The organism is Congregibacter sp. (assembly GCF_965662665.1).
Classification (GTDB): Bacteria; Pseudomonadota; Gammaproteobacteria; order Pseudomonadales; family Halieaceae; genus Congregibacter.
In genome coordinates, this window is record NZ_CBFIIF010000047.1 from 1 (window position 1) to 14,283 (window position 14,283).

The 14,283-nt window shown below is 56.7% G+C and carries 13 protein-coding genes and 1 pseudogene; 3 read left to right on the top strand and 11 right to left on the bottom strand.

The features are described 5' to 3' along the window. Both ACTG39_RS13460 and ACTG39_RS13465 read right to left on the bottom strand, forming a co-directional pair. On the bottom strand, positions 1–647 hold a 647-nt coding region (locus tag ACTG39_RS13460; RefSeq protein ID WP_439108083.1), incomplete at its 3' end, for an acyl-CoA dehydrogenase family protein. A gap of 9 nt (positions 648–656) precedes the next feature. Then, on the bottom strand, positions 657–2,153 hold the full coding sequence (locus ACTG39_RS13465; protein WP_439108084.1) for a CoA-acylating methylmalonate-semialdehyde dehydrogenase: 1,497 nt from the start codon (positions 2,151–2,153) through the stop codon (positions 657–659). A 128-nt stretch (positions 2,154–2,281) separates the two neighbouring features. On the opposite strand from ACTG39_RS13465, the gene ACTG39_RS13470 reads away from it, so the two are divergent. Continuing rightward, the gene (locus tag ACTG39_RS13470; protein ID WP_439108085.1) at positions 2,282–3,160 is read left to right on the top strand and encodes a helix-turn-helix domain-containing protein; all 879 of its coding nucleotides are present in this window, start codon (positions 2,282–2,284) and stop codon (positions 3,158–3,160) included. 76 nt (positions 3,161–3,236) lie between these two features. Continuing rightward, positions 3,237–3,818 (top strand): DUF4136 domain-containing protein, encoded by a 582-nt coding sequence (locus ACTG39_RS13475; protein ID WP_439108086.1) that lies wholly within the window; start codon positions 3,237–3,239, stop codon positions 3,816–3,818. Here the strand turns inward: ACTG39_RS13475 and ACTG39_RS13480 are convergent. Then, a complete protein-coding gene (locus ACTG39_RS13480) occupies positions 3,815–4,600 on the bottom strand; it encodes a spermidine synthase (protein WP_439108087.1) in 786 nt (261 codons plus the stop codon). The two genes, ACTG39_RS13475 and ACTG39_RS13480, sit on opposite strands and share 4 nt — an antisense overlap. Positions 4,601–4,612: 12 nt before the next feature. Then, the gene (locus ACTG39_RS13485) at positions 4,613–5,584 is read right to left on the bottom strand and encodes a 2-hydroxyacid dehydrogenase (RefSeq protein WP_439108088.1); all 972 of its coding nucleotides are present in this window, start codon (positions 5,582–5,584) and stop codon (positions 4,613–4,615) included. Between the two features lie 107 nt (positions 5,585–5,691). On the opposite strand from ACTG39_RS13485, the gene ACTG39_RS13490 reads away from it, so the two are divergent. After that, entirely contained in the window at positions 5,692–6,378 is a 687-nt protein-coding gene (locus tag ACTG39_RS13490; RefSeq protein ID WP_439108089.1) for a cupin domain-containing protein, read from the top strand. Here the strand turns inward: ACTG39_RS13490 and ACTG39_RS13495 are convergent. The 7 genes and pseudogenes from ACTG39_RS13495 to ACTG39_RS13525 all read right to left on the bottom strand — a co-directional run. Further along, on the bottom strand, positions 6,375–7,139 hold the full coding sequence (locus ACTG39_RS13495; protein ID WP_439108090.1) for an SDR family oxidoreductase: 765 nt from the start codon (positions 7,137–7,139) through the stop codon (positions 6,375–6,377). The two genes, ACTG39_RS13490 and ACTG39_RS13495, sit on opposite strands and share 4 nt — an antisense overlap. A gap of 78 nt (positions 7,140–7,217) precedes the next feature. Continuing rightward, entirely contained in the window at positions 7,218–8,378 is a 1,161-nt protein-coding gene (locus ACTG39_RS13500; protein WP_439108091.1) for an MFS transporter, read from the bottom strand. Positions 8,379–8,426: 48 nt separating this feature from the next. After that, positions 8,427–8,984 carry a UbiX family flavin prenyltransferase gene (locus ACTG39_RS13505; protein WP_439108092.1) on the bottom strand — a complete coding sequence of 186 codons (558 nt, stop codon included), beginning with the start codon at positions 8,982–8,984 and terminating at the stop codon, positions 8,427–8,429. Positions 8,985–9,074: 90 nt separating this feature from the next. Beyond that, the gene (locus tag ACTG39_RS13510; RefSeq protein ID WP_439108093.1) at positions 9,075–9,968 is read right to left on the bottom strand and encodes an alpha/beta fold hydrolase; all 894 of its coding nucleotides are present in this window, start codon (positions 9,966–9,968) and stop codon (positions 9,075–9,077) included. Then, positions 9,961–11,511 carry a class I adenylate-forming enzyme family protein gene (locus ACTG39_RS13515; RefSeq protein ID WP_439108094.1) on the bottom strand — a complete coding sequence of 517 codons (1,551 nt, stop codon included), beginning with the start codon at positions 11,509–11,511 and terminating at the stop codon, positions 9,961–9,963. Before ACTG39_RS13515 ends, ACTG39_RS13510 begins: the two co-directional genes overlap by 8 nt. 66 nt (positions 11,512–11,577) lie before the next feature. Beyond that, a complete protein-coding gene (locus ACTG39_RS13520; RefSeq protein ID WP_439108095.1) occupies positions 11,578–13,854 on the bottom strand; it encodes a TonB-dependent receptor in 2,277 nt (758 codons plus the stop codon). A 144-nt stretch (positions 13,855–13,998) separates the two neighbouring features. Next, positions 13,999–14,283: pseudogene (locus tag ACTG39_RS13525) on the bottom strand (sodium:solute symporter family protein); the annotation flags it as partial.

Sequence of the window (14,283 nt, forward strand, 5' to 3'; positions counted from 1 at the left end):
CGTACGTTTTCAAAGGTCACCATGCGGGTAGGTTGTGCGTTCCAGCCCATTTTTTCTTCTTTCTTGCCGTAGGTGATCCCTTCGGCATTTGCCGGTATCAATAGTGCGGAAACCCCTTTGGGGCCAGCCTCACCGGTGCGCAGCATGACCACCAGAACATCGGTTTCGCCGGCTCCGGAGATAAACACCTTGCTACCGTTAACAACATAGTCATCGTCTTCTTTGTCTGCTCGGGTACGCAAAGACGCCGCATCCGAGCCGGCGCCTGGCTCGGTCAGACAATAGGAGGCGAGAGTCCTGCCCATGACCAGGTCCGGGCACCACTGTTCGATGACCTCAGATGTGCAGTAACGGCCAATCATGCTGGTAGCCATGTTGTGGATCGTCAAAAAGGCAGCAGTCGTGGTGCAGCCCCGTGCGAGTTCCTCAACGATCAAACTGGCGTCCAGGCGTGATAGCGCGAGACCCCCCGCTTCCTCTGGCGTGTACATACCCATGAAGCCCAGCTCGCCCGCCGCCGCGAGGGCGTCCTTGGGAAAGATGGACTCCGCGTCCCAGAGAGCCGCGTTCGGGGCCAGAACGCCATCGGAGAAAGCTCGAGCGCTATCAACAAAGGCCTGCTGCTCATCACTCAGAGAAAAGTCCATAGGGTTGTCCTAACGCAGATTGATGCTCATATTCGGCTGTTTGCCGGACTCAGGCTCGGAGTAACTCCAGCGGGCGGTCACCGTTTTCGTCTCGGTGTAGAAACGCACCGCCTGCTTACCGTAGGGGTGCAAGTCACCGCGAAAGGAGCCGCGCCAACCCGTAAAGGAGAAGAACGGCAGCGGTACGGGAATTGGGATGTTGATACCCACCTGACCGACTGCAACTTCGTGCTGATACTTACGTGCCGCGCCACCGGAACTGGTGAAGATAGAGGTGCCATTACCCATGGGGTTGGCATTGATAACGGCCAAGGCTTCGTCCAAAGACTCAAGTTCCATGCAGCACAAAACCGGTCCGAAGATTTCTTCTTTGTAGATAGTCATGTCGGGCGTAACGCCGGTGAACATCGTGGGACCGACCCAGTTGCCATTGGGCATCCCCTCGACGCTGCAGTCGGAGCCATCCAGAATACAGTTAGCCTCTGCCTTGCCCTTGGCAATCAGATCAAGAACCCGTGCGTGAGCCGGTTTGGAAATGATAGGTCCGTAAGCAGCACCCGCATCATCCCAGGCACCGGGTCGCACTTTCTCCAAGCGCTCCTTAAGCTCAGGAATCCAATTGGCGGCCTCACCCACGAATACAGCGACCGAAATAGCCATGCAGCGCTGCCCAGCAGCGCCCACCGAGGCGCCCACCAGGGCGTTCAGCACGCCGTTCTTATCCGCGTCGGGCATGATCACCATGTGGTTCTTTGCACCCATCATGCACTGCACGCGCTTACCGGCTGCCGTTGCCGTACTGTAGACGTGCTCGCCCACGCGAGACGAGCCCACGAAGGATACCGCCAGGGTATCGGGATGATTCAGCAATTGGTCAACCTGCTCCGCACCACCGTGCACCATATTAAGAACACCCTTGGGCGCGCCCGCCTCGATGAACAACTCCACGAGGCGCACTGGCGTCATGGGCACCTGCTCCGATGGCTTGAGTACAAAGGTGTTGCCACAGGCGATTGCCATGGGAAACATCCATAGGGGCAACATGGCCGGAAAGTTGAACGGCGTGATTCCCAGGCAAACGCCCAGAGGCTGCATGTAGCTGTAACTATCGATACCTCCAGCAACGTTCTCTGCAGTCTCGCCCATCATCATTGAGGCGATATTGGCAGCCTGTTCCACTACTTCGATGCCGCGCCAAACATCGCCCTTGGCATCTTCAAAGGTCTTGCCCGTGTCTCTTGCGAGAATTTCACCGAGCTCGTCATGATGCTCCTTTAGCAGCGCCTGATAACGGAGCATCAAACGCGCTCGCTCTGAGATAGGCACTTCGCGCCAGCTTTGAAAAGCTTCCTTGGCACTAGCGACGGCAAAGTCCACTTCTTTGGCCGTCGCGAAAGTCACTTCGGCGAGCACCTCCTGCGTAGCGGGACTGGTGACAGGCAGGGTCTGGTCGCTGCTGCCGTGCATAAACTCACCGTTGATATACAGGGGTATTGTGCGGCTCATGAAGAAAACTCCTAAAACTTGTATTAGTCAGCAGTACTCAATGTAGCAGGGCAGCAGGCATTCGAGTAGCGACGAAATCTGCAAAACCATGGATAATATTAAGATTACAGATCCTCAGAGACACAGCCGTGAGCAATCCCTCCAACTGGCCCCTCTCGCCTAGCGCATCGCGTATCCTGACGCCGAAGTTTCTCCTCGATGCCCTACGCAGTCACCCTCTCACGTCCGGATGCTATCCCACGGCTATGGGCTACTACCCCCGCGCACACAAGCACGCTATGCGCCGAACAGCGCCAGATGACAACCTGCTGTTGTTTTGCACCGAAGGACGAGGCTCGGTACACACGAGGGCGGGAGAAATTTCTGTGCGCAGTGGAGACACCGTGGTGCTTCCCCGAGAATTGGTTCATCACTATGCCGCCGATGCACAAACACCATGGACGTTATATTGGGTGCACTTTGAGGGCACCGATGCGGATGATTTTATCGGGCATCTGTTGAGCGAAGACGACTACTGCATTCACAGCGGTGTGGAACCTTCTCTACTGACGGGCTTTGAGCAATTGCTGACCGTGGGCAGCACCGGCTACAGTCTCGATGCCTATATTGGCGCGGCGAATCGGCTGCGCCACCTTCTCGCAGAGTTTGCGCTGTGCCGCGACCGACAGCGAAGCCAGAACATGGGAAAAATGCGCCTCTCCGAATTGCAATCGTTTATGCGTGAACGCGTGAGCAGCTCTCTCTCGCTCCAGGAACTCGCAGCATTCACAGGGCTGACACCCCAACACTTCGCTACGCGCTACAAGAAGGAAACCGGTTACTCGCCCATGCGTCACTTTCTTCACATGAAAATGGAGGCTGCCTGTCGCTTACTGGACAGTACCCAGCACAGTGTAAAAGTCATTGCCGCCAAGCTCGGATATCCGGACCCTCTGTATTTCTCGCGAATGTTCCGACAGACGGTCGGGCTTTCACCGTCTCAATACCGTGAATCCCAGCGCGGCTAACAGGCTTGTGCATCGCATTCGCAGAACACTGTTGCTACCATCACAACGGTTCGCATCGAACACAGACAGGAATGACATGAACAAGACTATCCGCGGTTATTTACTCTTTCCTTTACTGGGAGTACTGAGCTCCCTCGTCGCCTGCAGCGGTGCCGAGGTTCTTCCGGGCCCGACAGATCTCTTGGTAGCCACGGGATACAGCCAATATGGCTGGCGCAGTGAGCCCCTCTCCCCTACCGCTTATTCGAAAGACAAGCTTTACCAGGCCGACCCTGCAATTCGTAGCGCTATCGAAGAGCGTATGAAAGAACTGGGTTACAGCCTGGTCTCCAAAGCTGAGGCGGAATTTCTGATTGACTACGTTGCAGCCGCCGGCGTCAACGAAGGCCTGCTCGAGAGCACTTCCTCAAACGTCACTCCATACCCTACTGCCACCATTGGTCGGCAGATAGATGGTGCCTCTGTGGACAACGCCTATGCTCTCGGTGGCGCTAAGCAAACAGGCAACTTGATGATCGTATTCCTGGATAACGCGACAACCGATCTGTTGTGGCAGGTGCGCGTTAGTTCGCTGATTCAGGATGCCAACAAGGTAGATGAGGGGGCTGTGCGCAAGACTATCCGTCAGGGCCTATCGACGCTGCCCGAGGCGCCCTAAGCGTCGGTCTCACTCTCTTCGCTCTCCAAGTAGCGAAGAGCAGCCAGAGCCTCGGACACATCCCTGTCCTGGGCATATACCGACTTCGCCAAGCGATCGCGCAAAGTTTCGCGGTCAGCTAGCCCGGTCTTCTGCAACATCAGAAGCACATTACCCACTTCGCTTAACTGCACGATACCCACTCCGGCAAAATGCTCGCGGGCGGCTTCGACAATGCCCACCAGCTCGTCGCCGGACTCAGGCAGGGTGTTAACTGCTATCGCACCAGTCTCATGCAAACGCCGAGCAAGCGTGGCAAAGAACAGTTCATCCTGTAAAGCGGACGGCGCGCTGCGATCGTCGAAGAGATCACAGAGCACCAAATCGTATTGAGCACGGTCGCGCCCGAGAAAATCCACCGCGTCCCCTACATGAATCAACTGCTCGGGTGGCAATGCGAAGTGTTCCCTCGCTGCATGCAGCATTTCGCCGCTTATCTCGACGCCAGTTACACGCGGCGGCGTCTGCCAGGCACGAAAATGGCGGAGAAAACCGCCACCACCGCTACCCAGATCGAGCACCGAAGAAACACGCGGTGGAAGCAAAGTCGCCAGCATCATTGCCCGATGATTGGGGAGCACCAGCGTCGAGGGGTCATCAATAAACATCGCGGTCTGTATTGCCTGAGGGCTGCTGCACAACCAGCGATACCCCTGTGCCTCATACAAACGGCATCCCGATACATCGCAGGGCAATTCAAATTCAGCTGTAGTGCGAAGTAGTAGTTCCGAGAAGCTGCTCACGCGAACATGCGCTCAGGATTCATAGACCTCGGGATTGACGCAGTTCGGCATGCGCTCACCCGCGAGTGCTGCCAACAGGTTCGCCGCCGCCATGTCGGCCATTTTTTCCCGGGTCGCAAGCGTTGCGCTGCCAATATGTGGCGTCGCCACCACGTTGGGTAGACTGAGCAGAGGGTGGTCTTCGGGGACTGGCTCGCGCTCGAACACATCCAGCCCTGCGGCAGCGAGTCGATCATGACTCAGCGCGTCCGCCAAGGCCTGCTCATCAACGATACCGCCGCGAGCGGTGTTGACAAGCACAGCGTCGCGCTTCATCAAGCCCAGACGCCGTGCATCAATAAGATTGCGAGTCTCCTCGCCAAGGGCAACATTGATGCTCACAAAATCACTGCTTGCCAGTAGGTCGTCCAACTCGACGGCTTCGACTCCCGGCACAGCACGGGGGCTGCGATTCCAGGCGATCACTTTCATCCCAAAACCCGCTGCGCGTCGGGCAACGGCCTGCCCTACCTCACCAAGGCCAACAATACCCAGGGTAGAACCCGCAACGTCTTTGCCGGTAAAGAACTCGGGAGACCAGGCATTTTCGGCACGCCAATGCCCACCGCGAACAAAACGGTCGGCTTCTACCAGCCGCCGCGCAGCCGCCAGCATCAAGGCAAAACTTGCATCCGCAGTAGTCTCAACCAGTACCCCTGGCGTATTACCTACACAAATGCCTCGGGCGGTGGCAGCTGTCACATCAATGTGATCGACTCCCACGGACATAGATGCGATGAACCGCAGCTGCGGGTGCGCATCGAGAAGAGCCTCGTCGACACGATCAGTAAGCAGGCACAGTAAACCCTCGCAGTCAGCGAGCTCATCTTTGAGACCTGCGGCGGGGAGGAGACCAGGGCCCATCCAGACGTTCATGTCGCAATGATCCGGGAGCTGATGAATCTGCTCTCCGGGAAGCTGATGTGTTACGAGTACTTTTGGCATAAGGCCACTTTATATCAGCTACGCTACAACAAAAAGCACCCTGTACAACCGGGGAACACTTTGACCTTTATAGCGTCCAAGTTAGATCAAGGATTGAAGGTATGAACATGACAGCAAGCATATTAAATGGCGATCTCACCCGCCGCACCGCGGTGGATAGCAACGTCCTGGACTGGGAAGAAAGCCCCGGCGGCGAAGTGTTGCGCAAGCGTCTTCACCGGGTCGGTCCCGCGGAGAGCGGCCAGGTAACATCGCTGGTGCGTTATCAAGCGGGTAGCCAGTTCCCCGCTCATCCCCACCCCGAAGGCGAGGAAATACTGGTCCTTGATGGCGTGTTCTCCGATGAACACGGTGACTGGCCCGCGGGCACCTACCTACTCAACCCTGAAGGCTTTAAACATGCGCCCTTTTCCCGCGAGGGGTGCCTGCTGTTTGTGAAGCTTCGTCAATTTCCCGGTGAGACTCGCAAGCATATAGCGCTGGACACAGAGGCCTCGGACTGGAGATCAAGCGTACGTCCCGGAGTGTCCTGGAAAAAGCTCTACGCCCAGGAGTCCTTCAGCGACCATATGCGCCTTGAACGCTGGGAGACACCCGGAGACATTGGCACACTGAACTTCCCCCAGGGTGCGGAGATCTTTGTGCTTAGGGGCGCGTTTTCTGACGAGCACGGCCAATACCCGGTTCACAGCTGGCTGCGCCTACCCCCGGGAAGCTCCCTCGGCCCCCAGGGTAAAGAACCCTGTGAGCTCTATATCAAAGAAGGCGGATTCCCGTATCTGCGTGAAGCCTAAAGGGTAAGACCGCCGTCTACGACGATACACTCACCATTGGTGTAGCTACTCGCGTCTGACACGAGATAAAGCACCGTCCCCGCCATTTCTTCGGGCTCAGCGTGACGGCCCATGGGAATCTTTTCCATGGCCGCCTTGTAAATGTCATCGTGCTCAAAGAGTGCGCCAGCGAATTTAGTCTTGGTGAGCCCGGGAAGGAGCGCATTGCAGCGAATACCCAAGGGCGCGCATTCTTTTGCAAAGGACTTCGTCATGCTCACTACCGCGGCCTTGGTGATGGAATAGATTCCCTGCATCGGCCCTGGCTGGAGCGCATTGATCGATGCTGTATTCACGATGGCGCCGCCACCGTTCTCACGCATCAGTTTTCCCGCTTCGACGGACATGAAAAAGTAGCCGCGGATGTTCACTTCGACGGTCTTATTAAAAGCGCCGAGGTCTGTATCCAGGACATGTCCAAAGTAGGGATTGGTTGCCGCATTGTTCACGCAAATATCGAGGCGGCCGTGACTGGCGCGAATATGCTCGAAAATAGCAGTAATGTCTTCCATGCGACCCACGTGACAGGGAAAGGCCTCTGCCTGTCCCCCCGCCTCAACAATGGCGTCCGCTACAGCCTGACAGTCTTCCTGTTTACGGCTGGACACAATGACATGGGCTCCATGAGTAGCCAGGAGATGAGCAATCGCCTCCCCTATCCCACGGCTGGCGCCGGACACCAGGGCAATCTTGCCCGTCAAATCAAATAGCGAATCGGCCATGCCGTTCTCCTTGTCTCTGCGGATTAAGTGAATGTTTTAGTGAAAAACCAAGGCGGGGATTTTACGCGACGGGGACACTCACTCGAAAGCGGGCACCGGGCGTTTTGGCCAACGACTAAAGGCCCAAAGCAGGTACAGTGCCACCATTCCCAAAGGCAGCGACCAGGCGAGACGAAATCCACCCACCGTGAGCAGCACACCGGCCAGCAGCGGTCCAAGTACACGACCCCAGGCTGCCGCAGCAGCGGCCGCGCCCATCATCCTGCCGCGCAACTGTGGCGCACTGCGCTGGCTGGCGAAGGAATTCAGTACAGGCATGCAAAGCGTTGCTCCGGTGAGAGCTACGAGCACGGAGCCCACCATACTGACAGCACCATCGGCAAAAACAGCCATGAGCATCCCGACGAAAAAGCTGCTCACGCAGACACGGAGCAAGCGCAGCTCACCCATCAACTTCACCAGCGGCCCCATGAAAAGGCCCTGCGTAAGAGCCATAATCGCTCCCTGTACGCCAAAGACAATGCCGACCTCGCGGGCACTCCAATCCAGCAATGCGTATACCCAAAGAGGAAAAAGATAGGTTGCGGCACTCACGCTGGCGGTGTGAAAAACGTACTGAAGCATTAGCAGACGACTTTGGGTCAGTCTTAGCACCGCCCAAAGAGACAGCTTTCGGTCCGTTAGAGCTTGTGTCGGATTTTTGTTCCGATGGTGTGACTCCGGCAGAAAGAGCCCCGCCGCAATCACCGCCAACACGGACATCACCGCAGCTAGCAGGCAGGGAACCACAAAGCTGCCCTCGGGCCCCGACAGCAACCCACCCAGCACCGGCCCCAGGACAAGGCCCAGCCCAAAGGATGCGCCGATCATCCCCATGCCCCGGGCCCGTTCCGCCGGTGGCGTGATGTCCGCCATCATTGCCGAGGCCACACCGAAGTTGCCGGCCATCAATCCCGCAAAAGCACGCGCAACAAAAATCATGCTTAGGCTCTCTGCCGAGGCAAGGAGCAGATAGGCCGCAGCCGCACCACCCGTGCAAATCATCAGGACCGGTTTACGCCCGATGTGATCCGAAAGCTTGCCCCACCAAGGACCCGCTACGCCGGCACACACCGCGTAGCTGGCGATAATCATCGCAATATCGAAATCGCTGGCGCCAAGTCTTGGCGACAGGAAAGGCAAAATGGGAATAACAATGCCGAAGCCAATCATGTCCAGCAGCACGACCGCGAACAGCAAAAATCCGTGGCGTCGAAAATCCGGCTTAGCGTCGCCCGTGTTGATACCTCAACCCTGCCAGCGGCTAATCGAGGTGTCGTTTATTCCAAAGAGGTCCAGGCTGCGGCCGACACTTTGTGTGACAAATTCGTCGAGCGTCTCCACACCGGTGTAAAACGCCGGGACCGGAGGCGCGATAACAGCGCCCATCTCTGACAGGGAGGTCATGGTGCGCAGGTGCCCGGTATGCAAAGGCGTCTCGCGCACCATCAACACCAGACGGCGGCGCTCCTTAAGGACGACGTCTGCCGCCCGTGTAAGCAAGGTGGATGTTACGCCGCTGGCGATCTCTGACATGGTGCGCACTGAGCAGGGCGCAATCAGCATGCCGTCGGTAATAAACGAACCGCTGGCTATGGCAGCCCCTACATTCTTCACCGGGTAGACAACATCAGCGTGGGACTTAAGCTCTTCAGCGCTCATATCGAGTTCATGATGAAGCGTCAGCTCCGCTGACTTACTCATCACCAGATGTGACTCCACACCTGCTTCCCGGAGCATTTGCAAAGCCCGCAGGCCCAGCACAATACCCGAGGCACCGCTGATTCCGACAATAATTTTACGCATATTAGCTCCTGCTTCAGGGGCTGCACTCTAGCAGGCCCGCCGCCCGGGGCACAGTGAGCCCTTTGATCACAGCGCAAGGCGTGACTGCGTTTAGGCCGGATCTACCTCAGCGAAGAGTGCTTCAATAGCGCTGACGGCAAGGGGTTCATCAAGCATCGGCGCATGCCCCCGATCAGGAACATTCGCTACCTGTAGACCTGGCGAGAGTTCCTGCATTTTCTCAACGCAATCCCAGGCAAGAAGATCGCTAATAGCTCCCCGCACGACTAACATGGGGATGGTCGCCATATTGGCAAACAAGGGCCATAAATCCGGGGGCACGGCATTTGAATCAGCCTCCAGCACCGCCTGCGCAATGGCGGCATCGTGAGCTATCGTTGGCACGCCATCCACCTCACGATAAAGACCCCGGGTGAAACGTAGCCACTCCTCATCTGTGTAGAGAGGAAAAGCCGTCTCGTTGATCTCCCGAGTCTGGGCAACGGCATCATCCCAGCTGCGAATCACTCGGTGTTTGCCCACGTAATTCTTGATGCGCTCCAGACCCACGGGATCCAGCTCTGGGCCGATATCATTGAGAACCACGGCCGCAAAACGCTCGGGCTGCATATTTGCCATAAGCATCGCCATGAGCCCGCCCATGGAGGTGCCGATCACCAGCATCCTGGGTATTGCCAAGCGATCGAGCAAGGTGAACATATCGCCCACATAGGTCGCCGGCGTATAGTTCGCCGGCACGCTGTCGTAGGCCGATAAACCTCGCCCGCGCTGATCAACGCTTACCACACGCCGCGTCTTGGACAGGTGCGCGGCGATCCAGGCAAAGTCCGCTGAGTTTCGCGTGAGACCGTGCATGCACAGAACGGGCAGAAGAGTTGATGATTCCGGCCCCGGATAATTTCTGGCGTAGAGCCGCAGGCCATCGGCGCTGTCATACCAAACATCTTCGTAGTGAGCGCCAAAGTCATTACCGATTTCAGGCATAGTGCTTGTCTCCGTACTGCGCGCGCAGTTCACGCTTGAGTATCTTGCCATTGGGGTTGCGCGGCAACTCCTCTATCTGCAGACAGTCGGCCAGTCGCTGCTGCTTACCCAGACGCTGGTTGGCCCAGTCGCGCAAGGACTCCATGGTTACATCGCTATCGCGAAGAACCACCAATGCAATGGGCGTTTCTCCCCAGCGCTCACTGCTTGCGCCGATAACCGCTACATCCTCGATATCCGGGTGGGTGACCAGAACAGCTTCGATATCCTGAGGGTAGATGTTCTGCCCGCCGGACAGAATCATGTCTTTTTTGCGATCCACTATGTAGAGAAAACCCTGAGCATCAAGATGACCGATGTCTCCCGAGCGGAGCCAAACCAGACCTGCTCCATCAACATAGCGTGCCGCCTCGTTGGCGTCCTCACGCTGCCAGTATCCTGGCATGGTGATACGCCCTCGGGACACGATCTCTCCCGACTCACCCTGCGCGCAGGGCTTGTCATCATCGCCCACGATCAGGATGTCCGTGCCCAACAAGGGCTTACCCACCGAAGACCAGCGACCATTGGCATCCTCGGGATCCAGGGTTGTGATAATACCCTCGGTTAAGCCATAGAGTTCGATGATTCCGCAGGGAAAGGTCTCAAACAGCGCCCGCTTCAGTCCCTCGTGAAGCGGCGATCCGCAGCTCATCATCGCGTGCATGCTCGACAGGTCATGAGGCATCTCTGCCTGCGTTTCTAATACGCGCTGAAACTGTATGGGCACCATCGCAGTATGGGTGATCGTCTCTTTCTCTACCGTGTCCAGAAACATTCCCGCGTCAAAACGGGGATGCACCACGAGGGTGCCCCCTGCAAGCAATGTGCAAAGCATCGCTACCCAGGAGATATTCGAATACAAGCCAATGGTAAGTAGCGTCCGCGCACCACTGTGATAGCGCAGTGCGATAGACAAGTCATAAGCCCAGTCCCGGCGCCCCCCATGGGTATGCAAAATCCCCTTGGGTAAACCCGTGGTACCGGAACTATAGATAATGTTTAGGGGCGAGTCGTGGTCAAGCAACGCGTTAGGCAGTCCCTCGGGCTGATCGACGCCAAGGGACTCCATTGACCGCCAGCACGGCGCTTCCGCATCGCTGATACAAATGATGCCTTTTGGCAGCTGAGGCAATAGACGGTCAAATCTGGCTCGGTACTCATCGCTCACAATGAGCGCGCGAATACCCGCGTCGTCGAGCATTGCCACTATGGCCTCATCAGACACCGAGGTATTCAGGGGAACCGATACGGTACCCGATGCCAGCGTGCCAAAAAGGGCAGTGAGCATTGGATAAGCGTTCGCCATAAAGACGCCCACGCGCTCTCCCGGCTGCACACCGAGAGCCAGAAGACCATGCGCAAAACGATGGTTGTCGGCGACAAACTCACGCCAGGTTTTTCGGGTATCGCCTGTGACCACCGCCAGGCTCTCGGACCGCCAACGTGCATGAAGAGCGAGTATCTCTGGCAACAGAGGAGACGGCGAGGGGAATTCGTGCATCAGAACATCCTCCAGAAAAAATCCTACGCCGCCCCTAAAGGCAGCGCAGGCAACTATCTAGGGGAACTACTGGAAGCGGTACTCGACCGTCAGATAACCCGTGGTGGGAGGACCAAAAAAGACCGTAGTGTTGTTCTCAAGACCCAAGGATGAGGGACAGCCACTGGTGCCGAAGCAGTACCCAGCCGTACGGTATTCCTCGTCCGTAAGGTTCTTGCCGTATAAACCCACAAGCCAGTTTTCATTACCGCTGGTCCAGACCAGGCTCGCATTCAGTAAACCGTAAGCTTCCTGATCAAGGTCCTCTGCGGCAATCTCGAACTGCTGCACATCGCCTTTGTAGGCGTAATTAGCATTGATCAGCAGGATTCCGCCTGCCAGATCCGTGTTGTAGCTCAGGCCGACAAAAGCCATCTCTTCGGGAGTGTTCTGAATGTCACGGTCGTTTGAGACATCGACACCTCCAACGAGATACTCCTTGAATGAAGCATCGAGCAAGCTTGCGGAGAACTGCATGCTCCAGTGCTCAGTGAACAGCAGGTTACCCTCGATCTCGATACCAGAAATCTCTGACTGGCCGGCATTGGTCACCGTGCCGACAAAGCTGTCGTTGATGCCGTCGCCATCGCTGTCGACAGCAACGGAGCCGGGAATCTGCATGTCCTGATAGTCGCTGTAAAACAGTGCGACATTAGTGATCGCCCGGCCATCCCACCAAGTGGACTTGAGACCCAACTCCCAGGAATCCAACTCTTCGGGATCAAAACCCTCTTCTACGGCAGGCGTTGCAAAGTTTGCTCCCCGGGGATCAAAGCTACCCGCTTTCCAGCCCTGGCTATAACCACCGTAAACCGTGACATCTTCGTTCAGGGCATAACTCAAATTCGCACGGGGCGAGAAGTCGTAATAGGTTCGTTGCGCTTCATAGTCACTGGTTGCAGCAAGCAAGATCGCGCTGTCGTTGCCAAAGAAGGGAGAGCCGGTGCCCAGATAAGTACCTCGGAAGATGTCCGCAGTACGCTCATCTTCGGTGTAACGACCGCCCACCGAGAGAGACCATCGATCCGTAAGCTCGTAGGTCAAATCACCGAATACCGACCAGGACTCAGTCTCTACCACGCCACCGGTGTATGCCGTCAAACCACCTGGCGCCAGAAGGCCGAGGACAACGTCAAAGTCATTGGCGGCTTCAGCATCAAGATAGTAGTAACCCAGCACAAGGTTCCAGCGGTCGGTGTTCCACAGCAGCTGGAACTCCTGGCTAAACTGCTCATTGTCATAGATAACTGGCGCGTCAAAATCCGGGGTTGCCAGACTATCGAAATCAATTACCGACTCCGTTAGGTCTTCGCGACCCGCGGTAATAGAACGGAGCGTCATAGTGTCGCTCAGGTTCCAGTCGATGGAGGCCGACCAGCCTTCTGACTCAACCTGGTTATTGCCGTTAATACCTGCTGTAGAGGGCAGAACACTCGCCCCCGCATTAGTATCAAAAACGTCGCTCGGTGATGGAGTGCCACTAAATGCGCCCGGATAGGGGCGCCAGCCCGCTACGGCCGAAGATTGATCGTCGGTATTGTCGTAAGAGACCCGAACAAGGAAGTCTTCCGAGGGCTCCCACTCAGCCGACAGGCGGTAACCGAAGATATCCTTGTCGTATTGCTCACCACCGGTAAACAGGTTGTCGCCAAAACCGTCGCGATTGAATGACGCAACCGTTGCGCCCACGCGGAAGCTATCGCTCACTGGAACAGAAACAGTGCCCACCAGATCGGCCTGGTTATAGGTACCGTAGGAAGCGCGAAGACTCGCCTCAACTTCGTCTGACAGCCGGCGAGTGACATACTTAATCGCACCACCCACCGCATTACGGCCGTAGAGCGTGCCCTGGGGGCCCCGAAGCACCTCAATCCGCTCTACGTCATAAATATCCAGCAAAGCGCCCTGTGGTCGGGCGAGATAAACGTCATCAAGATATAGCGCCACGCCCTGCTCAAAACCAGCGAGGGGATCCTGCTGCCCAACACCGCGAATAAACGCAGTCAGCGTGGTATTCGTTGCCCGGGAAGGCTCAAGAGTCACACTTGGCACTGACTGTGCCAGCTCCGTAATGTCCTGAGATCCAGCAAGACGCAAGGCATCGCCACTGAGCGAGGTCACAGCGATGGGAACATCCTGCAGGTTCTCAGCGCGACGCCTGGCCGTAACCAGAACTTCTTCCAGAGCCAGGGTCGGCTCCCCGGATTGTGCTGAGACCAAGGGTGATGCGGCAGCGGACAACAACAGAGATGCAAACGTTGTAGCAGCAATAAGTGGTTTTCGAGCGGGAGTTCTAGTCGACATGGCGGACACCTGTAACGTTATAAGTTATATGGGCGCCGTGTGTCGCGGCGCCTTGGTTGTTCTGCGTACTCAACGTCGTTTTTCAACACCCGTTGAATATTGCCTAGCGTATTCAACAGTTGTTGAACTGTCAAGATGTGAATATTACGACTCGCCGTGAACCTGCTTCGCTTCATCGCGGGTCACTGCAAGACCCACCAATCCGAAGATCAGGGACGCAAAAATACCGTAGGTCGCAGAAATCGCGGGATTCGCAACACCCATGATCAGGTTAAAGAACAAATGCAAACCAAGACCCAGTGCGGCCGCCCCCACCACTACCCATAGCGGAACGTGACGGCGCACGAGGACGCCAAAGAGTACCGGCACCAACGAAGCAGCAGCGAGCCCATAGACGCCCTTTTGCGCGAACAGACCGATTAACGGAGG

Excerpts from the sequence above, each read along its gene's own strand:
- ACTG39_RS13465 (WP_439108084.1), bottom strand. The coding sequence starts at position 2,153 with ATGAGCCGCACAATACCCCTGTATATCAACGGTGAGTTTATGCACGGC.
- ACTG39_RS13475 (WP_439108086.1), top strand. The coding sequence starts at position 3,237 with ATGAACAAGACTATCCGCGGTTATTTACTCTTTCCTTTACTGGGAGTA.
- ACTG39_RS13485 (WP_439108088.1), bottom strand. The coding sequence starts at position 5,584 with ATGCCAAAAGTACTCGTAACACATCAGCTTCCCGGAGAGCAGATTCAT.
- ACTG39_RS13490 (WP_439108089.1), top strand. The coding sequence starts at position 5,692 with ATGACAGCAAGCATATTAAATGGCGATCTCACCCGCCGCACCGCGGTG.
- ACTG39_RS13495 (WP_439108090.1), bottom strand. The coding sequence starts at position 7,139 with ATGGCCGATTCGCTATTTGATTTGACGGGCAAGATTGCCCTGGTGTCC.
- ACTG39_RS13505 (WP_439108092.1), bottom strand. The coding sequence starts at position 8,984 with ATGCGTAAAATTATTGTCGGAATCAGCGGTGCCTCGGGTATTGTGCTG.
- ACTG39_RS13510 (WP_439108093.1), bottom strand. The coding sequence starts at position 9,968 with ATGCCTGAAATCGGTAATGACTTTGGCGCTCACTACGAAGATGTTTGG.
- ACTG39_RS13515 (WP_439108094.1), bottom strand. The coding sequence starts at position 11,511 with ATGCACGAATTCCCCTCGCCGTCTCCTCTGTTGCCAGAGATACTCGCT.
- ACTG39_RS13520 (WP_439108095.1), bottom strand. The coding sequence starts at position 13,854 with ATGTCGACTAGAACTCCCGCTCGAAAACCACTTATTGCTGCTACAACG.